Raw genomic sequence first — 18,441 nt, forward strand, 5'->3', positions numbered from 1 at the left:
GGATTATTTGTTTTTGGCAACCGCAGCTACTACCTTGGTAGCAGCCTCAGCCATTGAATCAGCGCTAATGATTGGCAAACCAGAGTCTGCAAGAATCTTCCTGCCCAACTCTTCATTTGTACCCTTCATGCGCACAACCAGTGGCACTGTGAGGTTTACAGCCTTACATGCTGTCACCACGCCATCAGCGATCACGTCACAACGCATAATGCCGCCAAAGATGTTCACTAAAATTGCCTCAACGCTCTTGTTCTTGAGCATGATCTTAAATGCTTCGGTCACTTTTTCAGCTGTAGCGCCACCACCAACGTCTAAGAAGTTTGCCGGCTCGCCGCCGAACAACTTAATGGTGTCCATGGTTGCCATAGCCAAACCAGCACCGTTCACCAAACAACCGATATTGCCATCTAAAGAGATGTAAGCAAGGTCAAATTTAGAAGCCTCAATCTCAGCAGAATCTTCTTCATCGACATCGCGATAAGCAACGATTTCTGGGTGACGGAATAATGCATTTGGATCAAAGTTAAATTTTGCATCGAGAGCCTTAATCTTGCCATTGCCCTCAAGGATCAATGGGTTGATCTCTACTAAGGATGCATCGGTATCCCAATAGGTCTGATATAAATTCTTAAACACGTCACGCGCCATCGGAATAGAAGCCTCAGGCACGCCAATACCTTTTGCAATGATGTCACATTGAGCATCTGTCAAACCAATCAATGGATCAACAAATACTTTGATAATTTTTTCTGGATGAGATTCTGCAACCTCTTCAATATCCATACCACCTTCACTCGAAGCCATGATCACATTCTTTTGTGTGCCACGATCTGTCACGATGCTGAAGTAGTACTCTTTTTTGATATCTGCACCATCTTCGATTAAGAGGCGATTGACTTTTTGACCTTCTGGTCCTGTTTGGTGAGTCTTGAGCTGCATACCCAAAATTTCAGAAGCGTATTTTTTCACGTCGTCCATGCTTCTTGCCAACTTCACGCCACCACCTTTACCGCGACCACCTGCATGAATCTGCGCCTTAACAACCCATACTGGGCCACCCAATTTTTCAGCAGCCTTCATTGCCTCATCAACACTAAATGCAGGAATGCCGTTTGGAACAGGCACATTAAATTGGCGTAGAAGTTCTTTGCCTTGGTACTCGTGAATTTTCATAATTACTCCGAAACGGTATCTTTTTTAGTAAGCGACGAGGATTAGTTAAACCGATACTGCCTTGATCCCGTACTTACTCTAGAAATAGCGAAATTAGCCAAATGTGAATAAATGCGAACGGCTTGACCGACCCCATTAGTCTATCATGCTGCAACGCCGCATTTGCCTATTTTCGATCCGTAATTGCCCTAGTCAAGCTTTTATCCGCCAACCACCTTAGCGACGACTTCAGAGCTAAAACCCTTAGAGGCCAAGAAGCGGTATTGCCTAGCGCGCTCCTTCTGATCTTGGGCTACTTCGCCATATTTTCGAGTCCAAAGCTCATGGGCACGCTGAAATTCTGTTTCCCGCAAGGACTGCAATAGGACGGCTGACTTGGCCCCATCAACCCCTGCCCTTTGGAGCTCATCGGCAATTTTGCGCGTCCCATAGCGCTCGCCCCGCCTGCGAACCAAGGCTTCAGCAAAACGCTCGTCTGATAGCCAGCCTCTGGCCTCAAAGTCATCAAGTACTGCCGTGATTTGTGCCGTGGTCGATTCTGGAGTTTGATCAACCTGATCACCCCCCAGCTTTGCCCATCTGGCCTCTGACTCTGCCAGCTTTGCCGCTAAACCTTTGCGACTATATTCTCGGAGCGATAAAAGACGCAAAGCCCGAGCTTTGAGACTCGGGCTTTGTTTGGTTCTTTCTTTGCTCTTACTAGCTAGCTCTGACATCGAACTATTCGACTTCCTCTTCTTCGCTCAGCACATCAGTTACTACTGCTGAACCAGATTTAACACCTAACTTCGCACGAATTTTAACTTCGATATCTTTAGCAATCTCTGGATTCTCTTTCAAGAAATCACGCACATTATCTTTGCCTTGACCGATGCGATCGCCGTTATAGCTATACCAAGAGCCAGACTTTTCAACGATATCAGCTTCAACACCCATATCAATGATTTCACCTTCTCTGGAAATACCAGCGCCATACATGATGTCAAAAATAGCTTCACGGAATGGAGGAGAAACCTTGTTCTTCACAACCTTCACACGGGTTTCATTACCAACAATCTCATCCCCTTTTTTGATGCTACCAATGCGGCGAATATCCAAGCGCATAGAGGCGTAGAACTTGAGCGCATTACCACCAGTAGTGGTTTCTGGGGAGCCAAACATCACGCCAATCTTCATACGAATTTGATTAATAAAAATCACTGTTGTGTTGGTACGCTTAATAGCACCAGTCAACTTACGTAAAGCCTGACTCATCAAGCGAGCCTGTAAGCCTGGCAAGGAGTCACCCATATCGCCTTCAATCTCAGCTCTTGGAACTAAAGCAGCGACTGAGTCAATTACGATTAAATCAATAGAGCCTGAGCGCACTAATGCATCGGCAATTTCTAAGGCTTGCTCACCAGTATCTGGCTGAGAGATCAATAGATTATTGACATCAACACCAAGGCGCGATGCGTACTGTACATCTAATGCATGCTCTGCATCGATAAATGCGCAAGTACCGCCAAGCTTTTGCATTTCTGCAATCGCATGTAAAGTCAAAGTCGTTTTACCAGATGACTCTGGTCCGTAAATCTCAATCACGCGACCCCGTGCGATACCACCAACTCCTAAAGCAATATCAAGACCTAATGAACCGCTAGATACCACTTGAACATCTTGACTGATTTCAGCATCGCCCAATCTCATGATCGAGCCCTTGCCAAATTGCTTCTCAATTTGTGCCAAAGCTGCTGTTAATGCTTTTTGCTTGTCTCCGCTCATTCCCTCAAATTCTGAGGAGGCTGATTTTCTTTTGTCATCCAAGGCCATTTTTTGATTCCTTTTCGCTTTAATTGGGCTTTTTCCCGAAGTTTTATCTAGTGTTTCACAACTTAGAAGTTACTGTATATAAAAACAGTAGTATTTGCAAGCGACTTTTTAAAGGAATTTACAGATTTTTTACTAGGCTAGGTTGTATAGGGGGGCGAGCCCAATAGAAAAAAAGGGGCATCGCTATTGCCCAAACCACGCCAATGAGGCCTAAACCGAGGATTTGGGACCCAGAACCCCAATTTGCCGCCCCCAACCGTATTCCAGCCTCGTAAGATAAAGGGCCAGAAATCGCCCCTAACACTACCCCTAGGACAGGCCTACCCTTTAGCCAAGATAAGGAGCTATTGAGAGTACTGGCCACTAAAAGCCAGAGTACCCACATCCATACTGGCGATACATAAGGAGAAGGCCAAGCATCTTTAAAGTCGAGAAACCCTAAGTACATCAAGAGGCTATCGGTCAGGATCCCAAAAGAGAGGATTTTGAGCAGCAAGCTGAGCTCCAGCTTTGGGCTCTGGGAGTGCCAGATATGAAAAATAATATAGGCTAGGCTTCCGATCGCTGCCCAGAGGACCTGCTGATGAGCGGCGCCCAAGATACAAGCAAACCAACCTGCCTGGAAAAGGACAAAGTTCCAAAATTTAGCCATAGAACAATTCTAGCCAACCTAAGAAAAAGGCCACTGCCGCTGGGCAATGGCCTTGAGATTTGGTGGCGATTCAGGGATTCGAACCCCGGACCTGTGGATTATGATTCCATCGCTCTAACCAACTGAGCTAAATCGCCGAACGTGTGATTGTAGCAAATCTGCCCCATTCTGTAACGGCCCAAGCTAGAAACCGTAATATAGGGTCATGAAAAAACATCCCCAAAAATTCCTAATTGTGGCCATTTTGAGTGGTTTTCTGGTCTCGAGTGTATCTGCGGCGCAAATCTTCATCACCAACTACTCCTCGGAAGCGAATGCCAAGGTCTTTGTAACCAAATATCAATCCGAGGCCAACTGTATTGTGTATGAAACCCAATACTCGAGTGACAACGAGCCGGGAGTCTGGTTTTATACCAAGTATAAAAATGATGCGCGCGCAGTGATCTACTACACCCAATATAAATCGGATGCCGACTTGATCGTCTATTTCACAAAATACAAAAGTGATGCGCGCTGTCGCTACTAAGTGAATTTTTATTCATGAGACTCCTTTCGATTTCCACAGGTAAAGTTATGCCACTGTTTGGTAATCACCACCCAGATTACAAATCAGTTGCTTCGGCAATCCGCAAAAAGAGTACTAGTGATTTAGAAAACCCTTTGCCAGTTGAAATCCATTCTCTGGGTATCAAAGGCGACGAGCAAGCCGATCTCAGTGTGCATGGTGGCATTGAAAAAGCAATTTATGCTTATCCAGCGGAGCATTATGCTTTTTGGAACGAACTTCTCTCTCGTGAAACTAGAAAACCCACTCTACTAAAGCATGGGGCAATCGGTGAGAACTTCACCATTGAAGGTCTACTAGAAACCGAAGTCTTTATTGGTGACAAACTCCTCATTGGTGATCTTGAATTTGTCGTCGTCAAACTACGTGAACCCTGCTTCAAATTTAATGCTACCTTGGGGTATAAAGGTGCCTCCAAAGCTATGGTGCAATCTGGCTTTTGTGGATGGTATTTGCGCGTACTCAAAACGGGTACTTTGGCCGCCGGCGCGCAGATCACCCTTATTCCTGGAGCGAGAGATACTTCGATTGCCGAGCAAAATCGCAATCTACTTCAACATCGCAATCAACAAGATTTGTGGGAATAAAAAAAACCCGACCATTTTGTGGTCGGGCTTCTTATTTACTGAAGACTAAAGATACTTAGTCGTTTGCGTAGATATCTACGTCTTTAGTTTCTTTAACAAACAGCACACCGATAATCAATGTCATCGTAGCGATGATGATTGGATACCAGAGACCGTAGTAAATATTGCCGTTTTGCGCAACCAAGGCAAAGGCGATTGTTGGCATCAAGCCACCGAACCAACCGTTACCAATGTGGTATGGCAAGGACATTGAGGTGTAACGAATACGAGTTGGGAACAACTCAACCAGCATCGCAGCGATTGGGCCATAAACCATGGTTACCAAGATCACCAAAATTACCAAGATACCCAAAACTGCAGGGAGGTTAATGGCAGCAGGGTCAGCTTTTGCAGGATAACCAGCAGCATTCAATGCATCACGAATAGCTTTCTTAAACTCTGCATCTTTTGCTTTCGCATCAGCAGGAGCCATACCCTTAGCACTGTAGCCCTGAATCTCTGTATCGCCAATCTTCACAACAGCAGTTCCACCGGCTGGGCCAGGAATAGTTGTGTAGCTTGCAGAGTTTGAGGCCATCACTTGCTTAGCAATATCGCATGAGCTAGTGAACTTCACAGTACCGGTTGGGTTGAACTGGAAAGTACATTCGTTCACATCAGCAGTAATACTTGCTGGTGCAGTTGCCATTGCTTTTTCCAATGCTGGATTAGCAAAGTGGGTTAAGCCATTAAACAAGGAAACTGGTGTGTTCGGGATGTACAAAATGATCGCTAACAGCAAACCGCCCATGATGATCACTTTACGGCCAATCTTGTCTGACAGTGCGCCAAAGACGATGAAAAATGGTGTACCGATAACCAATGAAGCAGCAATCAACAAGTTTGCAGTCTTAGGATCTACTTTTAATACCTGGGTAAGGTAGAACAAAGCATAGAACTGACCTGTGTACCAAACCACTGCTTGACCAGCAACTAGACCAAACAAAGCCAAGATCACAATCTTTAAGTTTTTCCATTGACCGAATGACTCTGTCAAAGGCGCTTTGGTCAATTTGCCTTCATTCTTCATCTTTGTAAATGCTGGTGATTCAGCCATGGATAAACGAATCCAGACTGAGATACCTAGCAAAATGATGGAAGCAATGAAAGGAACACGCCAACCCCAAACATCAAAGTCTGGGCCAGTCAATTCACGTGTGAACAAAATCACGAGCAAGGAAAGGAACAAACCAAGAGTAGCGGTTGTCTGAATCCAAGCTGTGTATGCACCGCGCTTACCATGAGGAGCATGTTCTGCAACATAAGTAGCAGCACCACCGTACTCACCACCCAAAGCCAAACCTTGCAGCATACGTAAGGCAATCAACAATACAGGTGCGGAAACACCAATCGTTGCATAGTTAGGCAAAATACCCACAATAAATGTGGCTCCGCCCATCAGCACAATGGTGACCAAGAAGGTGTACTTACGACCAATCAAATCGCCTAAACGACCGAACACCAATGCGCCAAATGGACGCACGATGAAACCAGCCGCAAATGCTAACAAGGCAAAAATGAAGGCAGAGCCAGCATCTAAGCCTGAGAAAAACTGCTTGGCGATTACTGCAGCCAAAGAACCGTACAGATAAAAGTCGTACCACTCAAAAACCGTACCCAAAGAGGAAGCAAAAATAACTTTGCGCTCAGCGGCGGTCATTGGGGCTGCTTTAGTTGATGTTGACATCAGTAGCTCCTAAAATTTTTATTAAATAAAAAACAACCCGCCGATTATGCTTTGAAAAAACCCAAAGAAATCCACCGCTTAGGGTAACTCCCCATCGATTTGAGTTAGGGTTTTCCCGATATATGTGGATTGGGTGCAACATCATAAAACCTTGATAAAAGTAAGGTTTAGCCCAGCTTTATGGCAAGATGCACTTTTGGGGTGCATATTCGCGCATCCAGGTGCAAACCACATAGTTAATCAGGCGGCATTTCGCTTTAATAGTCCCAGAAGTTAACAAAAAGGCATTGTCAAAAATGCCATCCGATCAAAAATGAACAAGGAGCAATTCAAATGAAAAGACGTGACTTTCTAGGTAAGACTGCACTTGGCGCTGCTGCTGGAGTTTTGGCTGCACCGGCGATTGCCCAATCCATGCCCGAAGTGAAGTGGCGCTGTGCCTCTAGCTTCCCAAAGAGCTTGGATACGATTTATGGTGGTGGTGAATTCATTTCTAAGCGGGTGGCCGCTTTAACGGACGGCAAATTCCAAATCCGTATTTTTGGCGCAGGTGAAATTGTTCCAGCCTTCGGTACTGTAGATGCAGTACAGCAAGGAACTGTGGAGTGCACTCACACTGCTGGTTACTACTTTGTAGGTAAAAATAAAACGTTTGCTTTTGATACAACCGTTCCATTTGGCATGAATCAGCGCCAACAAAATGCCTGGATGTATTGGGGTGGTGGCTTAAAACTACAACGCGAGTTCTTACGTGACTACAACATTATTTCTTTCCCAGCTGGTAACACCGGTACTCAAATGGGTGGCTGGTTCAAAAAGCCAGTAAAAACCGTTGCCGACCTTAAGGGTCTCAAAATGCGAATCGCTGGACTTGGTGGCGAAGTGATGTCCCGCTTAGGTGCTATCCCACAGCAAATCGCTGGTGGTGATATTTATCCTGCGCTTGAAAAAGGGGTGATCGATGCTGCTGAGTGGGTCGGCCCGTACGACGATGAAAAATTGGGCTTTTACAAAATTGCGCCTTACTACTACTACCCAGGATGGTGGGAGGCTTGCTCAATGTACTCCATGTATGTGAACATTAAAGAGTGGGAAAAATTGCCTAAGCAGTATCAAGAAGCCTTGGCCTCAGCCTGCGCAGAATGCAATATCGACATGATGGCTGAGTACGACTACAAAAACCCAATTGCTTTGCAAAGCTTAATTAAGAATGGTGTGAAGCTACAGTCTTACTCCACAGACATTATGAAAGCAGCTTCTACTGCCGCTTTTGAAATGTATGAAGAAGAGGCTGGCAAGAATCCATCGTTCAAGAAGATTTACGAGCCTTGGAAAAAATTCCGCAACGATCAAATGCTGTGGAACAAAGTCGCTGAGCAAACTCTCATGAGCTTCATGTTGACTAATCCAGTCAAATAAAACCTTATTGAGAATCTGATATGCCAAAACAATTTTTAGTTTTTGCAAGTTTTGTTGATCGTTTAAATGACCGTTTTGGTGTATTAGCGAGTTGGATGGTATTGATAGCCGTACTGGTCAGCACAGCAAATGCGCTGATTCGGTATGGCTTCAATGTCAGCTCCAACGGTTGGCTTGAAGCGCAGTGGTATTTATTCGCCGGCATGGTGATGTTTGGTGCTGCAACGACTTTCCGTCTCAATGAACATGTGCGAGTAGATGTACTCTATGCAATGTACCCCAACAAATTTCGCCTCTGGCTTGACTTTTGGGGCGGCATTGTTTTCTTCTTACCAGTAACCATCATCATTGGTTATTACTCTTGGGAATTTTTTGTTACCTCGGTCATTCAAAATGAAACTTCGAGTAACCCAGGCGGTCTAATTCGTTGGCCAGTTCGCGGCGCGATTACTTTGGGATTTTTCTTGTTAACGCTCCAAGGTGTTTCTGAAATCATCAAACGCTATGCAGCCATTATTGGCATGATTCAAATCGATCCTAAGTACGAAAGACCTCTCCAATGATTAGCCATGATTTGATGGCCCCCATCATGTTTGGGGGCCTTATTATATTTTTGTTGCTTGGATATCCAGCCGCTTTTTCTCTTGGTGCTGTTGGCTTATTCTTTGCATTTATCGGCATCGAAATGGGCATGTTTCAGCCCACATTCTTGCAAGCTCTTCCTGACCGGGTCTTTGGCATTCTCTCCAATGACTTGTTGCTCTCAATTCCTTTCTTCACCTTTATGGGTGCGATTCTGGAGAAGTGTGGATTAGCTGAAGATATGCTCGAAGGATTAGGTCAATTGTTTGGTCCAATCCGTGGTGGCCTAGCTTATGCCGTCATTATTGTTGGCGCGATTCTCGGTGCGATTACTGGAACTGTGGCTGCATCAGTGATTGCAATGGGATTAATTTCCCTGCCGATCATGCTGCGCTATGGTTACAACCCACGTGTAGCTACCGGTGTGATTGCTGCTTCAGGAACCATTACCCAATTGATTCCACCATCACTCGTATTAATTGTGTTGGCTGACCAGTTAGGTAAATCTGTCGGTGATATGTATGCTGGCGCCATTGGGCCATCCATTATTCAAGTGGCTCTATTCTGTTTATTCATTTTCTTCTTGTCGATTTTTAGACCGCAAGACGTACCAGCACTTCCACCGGAAGCGCGCCCAAAAATTGATTGGAAGTTATTTAAGAAAATCCTCTGGGGCATTGTTCCTTCTATCGCACTCATCTTCTTAGTGCTCGGAACAATTTTGATGGGCCTGGCGACACCAACTGAAGGTGGTGCTATGGGTTCTGTAGGAGCATTAGTTCTCGCAGCAATGAACAAACGCCTACAAAAAACCTTAGTCTGGGAGGCAATGACCTCTACTATGCGCATCAATGCCATGGTGATCTTCATCCTGATTGGCTCTACTGTATTTGGCTTGACATTCCGCGGTGTAGATGGGGATCTTTGGATTGAGGAGCTCTTGACGGGCCTGCCAGGTGGCCAAGTAGGCTTCTTGATTGCGGTGAACTTATTTGTATTCTTCTTAGCTTTCTTCTTAGACTATTTTGAAATCGCGTTCATCATCATTCCATTGTTGGCCCCAGTTGCAGATAAGCTAGGGATCGATCTCATTTGGTTTGGCGTGCTTCTGGGCGCTAATATGCAAACCTCTTTCATGCATCCGCCCTTTGGTTTTGCATTGTTTTATTTGCGAGGGGTAGCGGATAAAACTGTCAAAAGCTCAGATATTTACTATGGGGCACTACCCTGGGTTGGCCTACAGCTGATTCTGGTAGCAATCATCATCTTCATCCCAGAAACAGTGACCTACTTTGTTGATAAGCCGACAGCCGCCTTTGATGCTAGTGGTCCATCGGTTGATCCATTAGCTGGCGTCGAGCAAAATGAGATCACGGTAGACTCTAGTGCAGATATCGAGCGGCAATTGCGCGAAAATAAATAATATAAAAATAGTCTTACAAAACAATAGAGGGGTTTTGCAATGCAGGCAAAGTGGGGTATTCAAGGGATGGCGGTCGCACCGCATTCCCTTGCTTCTGAATCAGCGTTAGCAGTTCTACGAGAGGGTGGTAATGCATTAGAGGCAATGGTTGCTGCTGCAGCCACTATTGCTGTTGTTTATCCCCATATGAATTCAATCGGTGGCGACTCTTTTTGGGTCGTACATTCACCTGGTAAGGCGATGGGTGGCATTGATGCATGTGGTGCCGCTGCTGGTTTAGCTAGCAAGCAATGGTATGCAGAGCGTGGTATTACTAAAGCCATTCCATTTCGCGGACCCGTTGCAGCCAATACCGTTGCTGGCACAATCTCTGGCTGGGGCGCTGCACATAAGCTATCTAAACAAGGCCTAGGCGGCAAGATTCCTTTATCTCGTTTATTAGCTGATGCAATTCATTATGCAGAGACTGGTGTGCCAGTTACCCATAGTCAATCCAGCTTAACCGCCAAGAAGAGTGCGGAACTCAGTGCTATTCCAGGTTTTTCCAAGACCTTCTTAGTCAATGGCAAGGCACCCGCTGTGGGCAGCATTTTCAAACAAGAACGTCTAGCAAAAACTTTGCGCCAGATTGCAAGCAAGGGTACGGATGATTTTTATCGTGGTGATCTTGCTAACCTTTTGGCAAAAGAACTCACTGATATTGGAAGTCCATTACGCTTAAGTGATCTTCAGCGGCATCAGGCAAAACTCATTGATCCACTGGAGCTTAAGCACAGCATGGCTAAGGTGTACAACATGGTGCCGCCTACTCAGGGCGTAGTGTCATTAATGATTATTGGCATCTTGGATCAATTGAACTTAAAACGCTTTAAAGTCGACAGCACTGAGTATGTGCACCACTGTGTTGAGGCAACCAAGCAAGCATTTAAAGTTCGTGATCAATTTGTCACTGATCCTGCGTACATGACAAAAAATGCACAATCATTTTTATCGCCTGCGTTTCTGAAAAAGCTGGCCAAGAACATTAATCCCAAAAAAGCACTGCCTTGGGGTCAAGGTAAAGGCCCAGCAGATACCATCTGGATGGGCGTGATTGATGGCGATGGTAACTGCGTCTCTTTCATTCAAAGTATTTATCACGAGTTTGGCGCTGGTATTGTTCTGCCAAAGTCTGGTGTCAATTGGCAGAACCGTGGCTGCAGCTTCTCTTTGGACCCTAAAACGCTGAACCATCTCGAGCCTTATCGCAAACCCTTCCACACACTCAATCCTGCGTTGGCTTTATTCAAGGATGGTCGCTCAATGGTGTATGGAACGATGGGTGGCGATGGCCAGCCTCAAACACAATGTGCACTATTCACACGCACTGCTACTTATGGACTTGATCCGCAAGATGCCATTAGCCGTCCACGTTGGTTGCTGGGAAGAACTTGGGGTCAAACGAGCGATAGCCTGAAATTAGAGTCTCGCTTTAGTCCATGGGTTGCAAAAGAATTACATGCCATGGGTCATGAAATTGAGATGTTGGACTCTTTTGATGAGACCGTAGGTCACGCTGGTTGTATCATTCGCGATCCATCCGGCACATTACGCGGCGGCTGGGACCCACGAAGTGATGGGGCTGTTAGCGCGTTTTAAGCTTATGAAACCAAAGCTATATAGCTACTGGCGAAGCTCTGCCGCCTTCCGTGTTCGCATTGCTTTGAATCTCAAAGGCATAGACTACGAAGTCATCCCGGTTCACCTTGGCAAAAATGGTGGTGAACAACTATCTGAGTCTTATCAAAATAAAAATCCTAATCGCTTGGTGCCGCTATTGGATGATGGGGAAAATAGTATTCATCAATCGCTCGCCATTATTGAATACTTAGATGAAATTCAAGCCAAACCGGCTTTACTCCCAAGCTCACCAATGGATCGTGCCTGGGTGCGATCATTAACCATGGATATGGCAATTGATATTCATCCTATTAGCAACTTACGGGTACTGCGCTACTTAATAAAAGAGCTTGGAGCCAGCAACGAGGTGAAGGATGCTTGGTATCAACACTGGATCAAGTTAGGACTGACGAGCGTTGAAAAGCAACTCAGCACTGATCAGCGCCGAGGCCGCTTTGCCTTTGGCGATCAACCCGGTCTGATTGATATTTGCTTAGTGCCACAACTCTTAAACGCAATAAGTAGCAAGATGGATATGAGTCACTACCCGACTCTGATGCAAATATTGGATGAGTGCATGAAACTACCTGCATTTATAGATGCGTCTTGGGAAAAGCAAATCGATGCAGAGGGGCCAAACCCCTCTATCTAATTTTGGATTCCATCATTTTGACCAAGGCATGAACAGATTCGTTATAGGGTGTCGGAACGCCATAGCGCTTACCCAATTCAACAATGTATCCGTTTAAAAAATCCATCTCGGTCATTTTTCCTCTCGCCAAATCCTGAGCAGTTGAGGAAACCTGCGTCACCATCGTCTTTGCAATCGACTCGTTTGCAGCAAGCGCCTCTGACATACTGATCTTCACGTCTTCAAGTGCAGCGATAGCAAGAAACTCTTTGGTAATTTCTTCAATCAGCTTCACAATCTCGGGGGACTTCACCATCTCCCCATAGGAAATCTGACCAATTCCTGAAATCGCATTAAAGGAACAGTTGACCAAAAACTTAAGCCACATATCCCTTTTAATCTGGGGCGCAATCGAGCATGGAACGCCTGCCCCTTCAAAGAGCTTGCAAATTGAGTTGAGGTTTTGATTGTCAGCAGGTAATGCCGTACCAAGACTTCCCACCAAAAGTTCGCCGCGGCCATGATGCTTCATAGTTCTTTGACCAATCATTCCTGCAGCAACATAAACCACCGCTGCATAAACCGGATTAGTAATGATTTTGGAGGCAATATCAATATTTGCCACTCCATTTTGGAGACTTAAGATCACTGCCTTGCTTGGCAAGATAGCTTTCACCTCTGCAAGCGTACGCTCAGTATCAAGCGACTTCACACTCAGCAAAACTAAATCAGCATCCTGCAGAGTGGAAAGATCAGAACTGGCCTGAACTCTCACTGTTTCATGGAATGCCTTGCAATCCATCTCTAAGCCAAATGTATTCAAGGCCTCTACACGCTCAGGTCTTGCAATAAAAGTAACATCCTGATGAGCGCGAGCTAGCATGCCGCCAAAGTAGCACCCAACTGCACCCGCACCTAAGACATATATTTTTTGATTACTTGGTGTTTTATAAATCAAGGACCAGTGTTCCGCTCTTGATATGAGAGATGCAGGGGGTTAAATACTCCTGATGCTGAGTATCACTCAAAATACAATCTCCATGCTCTACATCACCACTGATATATCTTGTCTTACAAGTGCCACATAAGCCTGATTGACATGAGGTAGGTATCTCAATACCTGATCTTGCCAAAGCATCGATCAGTGTCTCGGCTCTAGTGACACTTATTTTTTGGCCAGTACTCTGAACCTCGATCACCAACTCTTCAGAGTCCACGCTAGAAATATTATTCAATTTTTTGTCTCACTCCACAAAAGAATGGGCTGCAATCGCAGCCCATCTCTTCTGATCTATTAATTAATGCTTAAATTGTGCTTTTGCTGTTTGTTCAAGCGCTTCCATCTTTTGCTTTACGAAGTCAGTGCGCTCATTGCCTTTGTACTGCTCACTCTCGGTGAGAATCGCAATCACGCCTTTAGCTACAAAGCGTCTTTGCGCTACTTCTTCTTCAGTAGTGGCGCCAATTGGTAACTCAAATACAGTGCCAGAGCAATAACTATTGGGTGCACCATTCAATTCTTTTAACCATTCAGAAAAGGATTCTGCACTTGCCGCTGGATTGGAGCCACGAATAGCATCACGCAGCATCTTTCTAAATAAATAAGGACCCGCATCAAATTTAGTAGGATTCTCCAGGGCATGAATTGCAATCGGTCGTTGGCTAATGATGGCCTCGTAATCACCAGGCGCATATTGAGCCATCTTGTAATTAGAGCGAGCCCTATGATCAGTAGGAATATCCACAATATCGTTAATGGTGTGCTTACCAAAACGCTCGGCTCTTCTTAAAGCAACCTGGCCGTCCAAAAAGTCGATTGATTCATATCCGACCAGCTCTTTTTGACCGATTCCACGTGTATCAATGCCGGGGCCCATCACACGCCAGCCAATCATCTTGCTATTAAAGTCATCGACTGGAACTGTCCAGCGAATGATATGAAAGCGGCTAAACAATTTCTTATTTGAGCCATCCTCAGAAGTATAGGCATGCAAGCTAAGGTTTGGTAACACTTGATGTTGAACACGAATAAACAACTTATCGTTGTTAACACGACGTGCACCAGAACAAGCCAAGCCTCGCCCACCATGGATTGGCACAAACTGCATATCTGGATGCACCTCCATTGTTGGAGAACCTACCTCATCAAAGGTCGTACCTTGAAAGTGGCCGCCTACTACGTTTTTGGCAGCGTGTAATTCAGCTGTATGAAAGTTATCTGCAGCATTGTCTTGAACTTGCAACCAATTGCAGTGTTGGAAATTGCTATAAGGGACAAGCTCATCACCAGGAGCTACTGTGAAATCAGATTCCCACTCTGGGAATGGCGGCTCTTTATCAGGAGGGCCCATATAGGCAAAGACTAAGCCGTTTCTTTCGAAGGCTTTATAGGCACCCTGTTGAATGGAGCATGCGTATTTTTTTGCCTCTGCCTCTTCACCCTTAGGGAATGGGGCATTCAAACAAGTACCGTCTACATCAAATACCATGCCGTGATAACAACACTTAATGCCATGCTCTTGAATCTGTCCATACTCTAATGAAGCACCGCGATGAACGCAGTGTGCATGTAATACGCCAATGCGGCCACTACCATCACGAAACGCTACCAACTCTTCACATAGGATAGTTAAAAATTTTGGTGTGTCAGTTAATTCAATTGACATGCAAACTGGATGCCAAAAACCGCGCATGTACTCGCCCGTTGGTGTGCCAGGGCCAACCTCCGTGAGCTCAGGATCATGTCCTGGAACTTTATTGGTGTAGTAGCCACCATAAGGAACTAATTTCTTAGGCGTTGCAGATCCTGCCGATGCGCTGACCTTTTTCTCCGCTTGTTCCTGTTTACTTGTCATTAATGCTGCTCCTATTGATTAACTCGCTATATCTAAAACTATTCAATTATTCAAACATGTCTGGCTGGTTTTCTTTTAGATAACCCCAAATTGGCTGGAAATGTAACCAACCAATATATTCGCTGCCCACGTGTTCACGACTGTAACGAGCGGTTTCTGGTGATAACAACACAGGCTTAATACCTGTAGCCTCAACCAGCATTTGCTGTTTGCAGCAACGCTCTAAAGCGATAAACCAGAACGCTGCAGCCTCAATACTATGACGACTGACTGTTAATAAACCATGATTGCGGTGAATAATCGCTTTCACTTTTTTCAATGAACCTGCTACGTTGTAGCCTGAATTATCCTCAACTGCTACTTGGCCAGCTTGTTCTGCTAAAACCATATGATCCTCAAAGAATGCTGCGGCATCTTGAGAGATTGGATCTAATGGCTTACCTAGTGCTGCAAATGCTGTTCCATAGACTGTGTGTGCATGACACATTGCAACGATATCAGGATGTTTTTCATGAACTGCTGCGTGCAACACAAATCCCGCACGATTCAATGCATGCTGACCTTCCAAAATATTACCCTCATGGTCGGCCAAGATTAAGTTAGACACTTTCACTTGATCAAAATGTACGGCCATTGGATTGGTCCAATACAGATTTGGATGCTCTGGATCTCGAACCGTTAAATGTCCTGCAAATCCATAATCGAACTTTTCTAGAGCAAATGCTCGGCATGCGGCAACCAATCGCTCTTTAAGATGCTGACGCTCTTCAGCAAAGTTTTTGAATTTTGGTTGGTAAGGAAAAATCTGGGATTTGTCTTCAGGTTGATAAATGGACTCTCTATCGCCCAAGTCCAATTTACGTTCTTTTTCCATTACCGCAGCCATGTGAATTCCTTTTTTAAGATGATGCGAATTTAATCTTTTGAGAAAACTCAAAAGATAACTAAGCCGTAATCATCGGCTTTCCCGAGGATTTTGACAAACGATAAGTATTCATAGATAGATGAATGAAATTCATGTATATTATATTTACATGAGAAAAATGCCAAGTTATGTTCTTTTGCGGGCTTTTGAGGCAGCGGCACGCCTCGAAAGCTTTACCTTAGCCGCTCAAGAGCTACACCTCACTCAGTCGGCCATTAGTCATCAAATTCGAGAGCTTGAAGATTATTTTGCTAAGCCACTATTTTTACGAAAGAACCGCAAAGTAGAGCCAACATCAGAGGGAAGACGTTTATTAGACTCTCTTTCTAGGGTGTTTGATGTCATTGAGGCGGCATGCAATGAAGTCACCCTTGCTCCAAGCTCACAAGTTCTTGCCCTGCACTGCTCGCCCAGTTTTGCCGCAAAGTGGCTCAGCCCAAGACTTCCTGAGTTCATTAAAAATAATCCTGATATCGCCATTCGCCTCACTTCTGGAGCAGAGCCAATTGATCTTTTGCGTAATCAAGAAATTGATATTGCGATCTCTTATCAATTTACCCATGAAGGGCCTGGTATCACCTCTATGTCTTTGGGTGAAGAAAAAATTGTTCCCCTATGCGCACCTGAACTCATTGACGCTAGTCTTCCCGTTGAAGAACTGATGAGTAGACTCATGCTCATTGAGTCATCCTTAAATCTCCATACCTGGGAGCAATGGTTTGAGATCAATCATTTGAAAAACCCATCAACTCGCAAGATGTCATTTGATCGCGCAGCCCTCTCAATATCTGCTGCGGTGGATGGTATAGGTGCCGTACTTGAGAGCGCACGGTTTGCGGAGAGAGAAATTTCGCGTGGCGAGCTGGTAGAGCTTGGGAAAGGGATCTTTTTACCTACTACCGATAGGACTCATTTTTTATCTTATCGGTCGAACGCTAAAAACAGTCAAAAAATCAAATTGTTTAAAGAGTGGCTATGCTTAAAAGCAGGAGTGGCTGCAAACTAAATCAAGGATATGTTTTATTGGCGAAATAATTTTTCCATTTCGCGTCGAAACTGAATTGCCTGCAGAGTACCGTCGTAATCTACATCACTCCAGCATACTGGTTTGCCAGCAGCAATATCTTTATTAAGCACCATGTTGTGCGCTAAACCAATAGGTAGAGCACTGAGCTTCAGAGAGTCAGCAGCAGTCATCAATTTTCCGTAAACGGTAAAGCCACCCTCTCCATCTAATTTCTCACCTGATTTGAGTGTGCGCTTAGCAGTAGCCACCACGTCGCCCTTCCAATCTCCAGTTGCTCCCGTAGCCTCTCCTCGCACAGCAATACTTGCTACTGAGATACCGAGCTCTAAACCGATCAAGTGGTAAGGCTTATACATTGCTGCATATTTACCAGTGCTATCTGTTTTTAGGCCGTATTGTGAAAAGCAATCAATCACATATTGGCTGGGCGCTTCAAATACTGCAAAAACACCCCAACGTAAATCTCTAAATACCGGACGGCCATCTCGCTCAACTGAAGACACTACTTCAACAGTTCCTTTTTGTTTCAGAATTCCACCTTCAGATACAGGACGGAAGATATGCGGCAAGTCATCCACTCCGCAAGGTGGAAACTCTAAGCCATTACTAGGGGGAATTAAGTCGCAAGCATTTGATACTGCGGCCATTTCAAGGGCTGACTTCGTTCCATCCAAAAATGAATTGAACATTTGTGCATTAAAGTCGCCACCAGCAACTTGCGCTTCAGAAAAGCCATAATGGCCCCAAACTGTATCTGGTGTCGACTGGTGATAGATAGGTAGATACTTAGTACCCTTACCTGCACACACTACTTCTAAGCCAATCGTTCTTGCCCAATCTACTAATTCTGCAATGAGAGCGGGCTGATCACCTGAGGCCATTGAATAAATCACGCCAGCCTCTGCTGCCTTGCGCGCAAGCAAGGGTCCAGCCAAAACATCTGCTTCGACGTTGACCATAATGATGTGTTTGCGATGGTCAAAACACAGCAATGCATGACGAATACCGGCCGCCGGGCTACCCGTAGAATCGATCACAATATCGATGTGCTCACTAGCAATCATTTTTTCTGCATCGTCAGTCACAAAAGTGGCCCCTGACTTAGCGGCATCTTGTAGCGAAGTAGCGCTGTAACGAGGTACATCCCAACCTACACGAGCAAGCGATTCTTTAGCCCGTGTGGGAGATAGATCAGCCACTGCAACTAAATGAATGCCTGGAGTCCGTGGTGCTTGCGAGAGATACATAGAGCCAAATTTACCTGCGCCAATAATGCCCACGCGAACAGGATTATTGTTCGCGGCACGTGCTTTTAGCTTTTGAATAAGGGACATCTAAAAATCTCCAGTTAATTCGGTATTAAGTAATAGGCAATAGAGGGAAGATCATAAGGCATCAAGAGAAA

Annotated in this window: 18 protein-coding genes and 1 tRNA gene; 8 read left to right on the plus strand and 11 right to left on the minus strand. The window is 45.1% G+C overall.

Features of this window, described 5'->3' with window-relative positions:
* Window positions 1–3 precede the first annotated feature (3 nt).
* From sucC to CBI31_RS05165, 5 genes are all read right to left on the minus strand, one after another.
* Window positions 4–1,173, minus strand: a complete 1,170-nt coding sequence (sucC, locus tag CBI31_RS05145) for an ADP-forming succinate--CoA ligase subunit beta (RefSeq protein WP_088525332.1) — start codon at window positions 1,171–1,173, stop codon at window positions 4–6.
* 200 nt (window positions 1,174–1,373) lie between these two features.
* Window positions 1,374–1,889: a recombination regulator RecX gene (recX, locus tag CBI31_RS05150; protein ID WP_088525333.1), complete on the minus strand. Its 516-nt coding sequence runs from the start codon at window positions 1,887–1,889 to the stop codon at window positions 1,374–1,376.
* 4 nt (window positions 1,890–1,893) lie between these two features.
* On the minus strand, window positions 1,894–2,937 hold the full coding sequence (gene recA, locus CBI31_RS05155; RefSeq protein WP_240553743.1) for a recombinase RecA: 1,044 nt from the start codon (window positions 2,935–2,937) through the stop codon (window positions 1,894–1,896).
* 166 nt (window positions 2,938–3,103) lie between these two features.
* Complete coding sequence (locus tag CBI31_RS05160) at window positions 3,104–3,637, minus strand: DUF2878 domain-containing protein (protein WP_088525335.1); 534 nt, start codon at window positions 3,635–3,637, stop codon at window positions 3,104–3,106.
* A 60-nt stretch (window positions 3,638–3,697) separates the two neighbouring features.
* Window positions 3,698–3,774 (minus strand) — tRNA-Met (locus tag CBI31_RS05165).
* Window positions 3,775–3,842: 68 nt separating this feature from the next.
* Between CBI31_RS05165 and CBI31_RS05170 the strand changes: the two genes are divergently transcribed.
* Complete coding sequence (locus CBI31_RS05170) at window positions 3,843–4,163, plus strand: 7(1) septoil knot domain-containing protein (RefSeq protein WP_088525336.1); 321 nt, start codon at window positions 3,843–3,845, stop codon at window positions 4,161–4,163.
* A 47-nt stretch (window positions 4,164–4,210) separates the two neighbouring features.
* On the plus strand, window positions 4,211–4,789 hold the full coding sequence (locus tag CBI31_RS05175; protein WP_240553744.1) for an MOSC domain-containing protein: 579 nt from the start codon (window positions 4,211–4,213) through the stop codon (window positions 4,787–4,789).
* Between the two features lie 55 nt (window positions 4,790–4,844).
* Here the strand turns inward: CBI31_RS05175 and CBI31_RS05180 are convergent, their stop codons facing one another.
* Window positions 4,845–6,515 carry an MFS transporter gene (locus tag CBI31_RS05180; RefSeq protein WP_088525338.1) on the minus strand — a complete coding sequence of 557 codons (1,671 nt, stop codon included), beginning with the start codon at window positions 6,513–6,515 and terminating at the stop codon, window positions 4,845–4,847.
* 333 nt (window positions 6,516–6,848) lie between these two features.
* Between CBI31_RS05180 and CBI31_RS05185 the strand changes: the two genes are divergently transcribed.
* The 5 genes from CBI31_RS05185 to maiA are packed head-to-tail and all read left to right on the plus strand — an operon-like array spanning window position 6,849 to window position 12,250.
* On the plus strand, window positions 6,849–7,934 hold the full coding sequence (locus tag CBI31_RS05185; protein WP_088525339.1) for a TRAP transporter substrate-binding protein: 1,086 nt from the start codon (window positions 6,849–6,851) through the stop codon (window positions 7,932–7,934).
* 20 nt (window positions 7,935–7,954) lie between these two features.
* Window positions 7,955–8,497: a TRAP transporter small permease subunit gene (locus tag CBI31_RS05190; protein ID WP_088525340.1), complete on the plus strand. Its 543-nt coding sequence runs from the start codon at window positions 7,955–7,957 to the stop codon at window positions 8,495–8,497.
* Window positions 8,494–9,939: a TRAP transporter large permease gene (locus CBI31_RS05195; protein ID WP_088525341.1), complete on the plus strand. Its 1,446-nt coding sequence runs from the start codon at window positions 8,494–8,496 to the stop codon at window positions 9,937–9,939. The genes CBI31_RS05190 and CBI31_RS05195 overlap by 4 nt, the downstream gene beginning before the upstream one ends.
* A gap of 39 nt (window positions 9,940–9,978) precedes the next feature.
* Window positions 9,979–11,577 (plus strand): gamma-glutamyltransferase, encoded by a 1,599-nt coding sequence (gene ggt / locus CBI31_RS05200; RefSeq protein ID WP_088525342.1) that lies wholly within the window; start codon window positions 9,979–9,981, stop codon window positions 11,575–11,577.
* Window positions 11,578–11,581: 4 nt separating this feature from the next.
* A complete protein-coding gene (gene maiA, locus CBI31_RS05205) occupies window positions 11,582–12,250 on the plus strand; it encodes a maleylacetoacetate isomerase (protein WP_088525343.1) in 669 nt (222 codons plus the stop codon).
* Here the strand turns inward: maiA and CBI31_RS05210 are convergent.
* The 4 genes from CBI31_RS05210 to CBI31_RS05225 all read right to left on the minus strand — a co-directional run bounded on the left by CBI31_RS05210 (window position 12,243) and on the right by CBI31_RS05225 (window position 15,970).
* On the minus strand, window positions 12,243–13,187 hold the full coding sequence (locus CBI31_RS05210; protein WP_161491184.1) for a ketopantoate reductase family protein: 945 nt from the start codon (window positions 13,185–13,187) through the stop codon (window positions 12,243–12,245). The two genes, maiA and CBI31_RS05210, sit on opposite strands and share 8 nt — an antisense overlap.
* Window positions 13,177–13,464: a 2Fe-2S iron-sulfur cluster-binding protein gene (locus tag CBI31_RS05215; RefSeq protein WP_240553745.1), complete on the minus strand. Its 288-nt coding sequence runs from the start codon at window positions 13,462–13,464 to the stop codon at window positions 13,177–13,179. The genes CBI31_RS05210 and CBI31_RS05215 overlap by 11 nt, the downstream gene beginning before the upstream one ends.
* 63 nt (window positions 13,465–13,527) lie before the next feature.
* Entirely contained in the window at window positions 13,528–15,084 is a 1,557-nt protein-coding gene (locus CBI31_RS05220) for a Rieske 2Fe-2S domain-containing protein (RefSeq protein ID WP_088525345.1), read from the minus strand.
* A 46-nt stretch (window positions 15,085–15,130) separates the two neighbouring features.
* Window positions 15,131–15,970, minus strand: a complete 840-nt coding sequence (locus CBI31_RS05225; RefSeq protein WP_088525346.1) for a class II aldolase/adducin family protein — start codon at window positions 15,968–15,970, stop codon at window positions 15,131–15,133.
* A gap of 148 nt (window positions 15,971–16,118) precedes the next feature.
* On the opposite strand from CBI31_RS05225, the gene CBI31_RS05230 reads away from it, so the two are divergent.
* A complete protein-coding gene (locus CBI31_RS05230; protein WP_240553747.1) occupies window positions 16,119–17,015 on the plus strand; it encodes a LysR substrate-binding domain-containing protein in 897 nt (298 codons plus the stop codon).
* A gap of 14 nt (window positions 17,016–17,029) precedes the next feature.
* Here the strand turns inward: CBI31_RS05230 and CBI31_RS05235 are convergent, their stop codons facing one another.
* Complete coding sequence (locus CBI31_RS05235) at window positions 17,030–18,370, minus strand: NAD(P)H-dependent oxidoreductase (protein WP_088525348.1); 1,341 nt, start codon at window positions 18,368–18,370, stop codon at window positions 17,030–17,032.
* Window positions 18,371–18,441: the final 71 nt, after the last annotated feature.

Source organism: Polynucleobacter campilacus (genome assembly GCF_002206625.1).
Lineage (GTDB): Bacteria > Pseudomonadota > Gammaproteobacteria > Burkholderiales > Burkholderiaceae > Polynucleobacter > Polynucleobacter campilacus.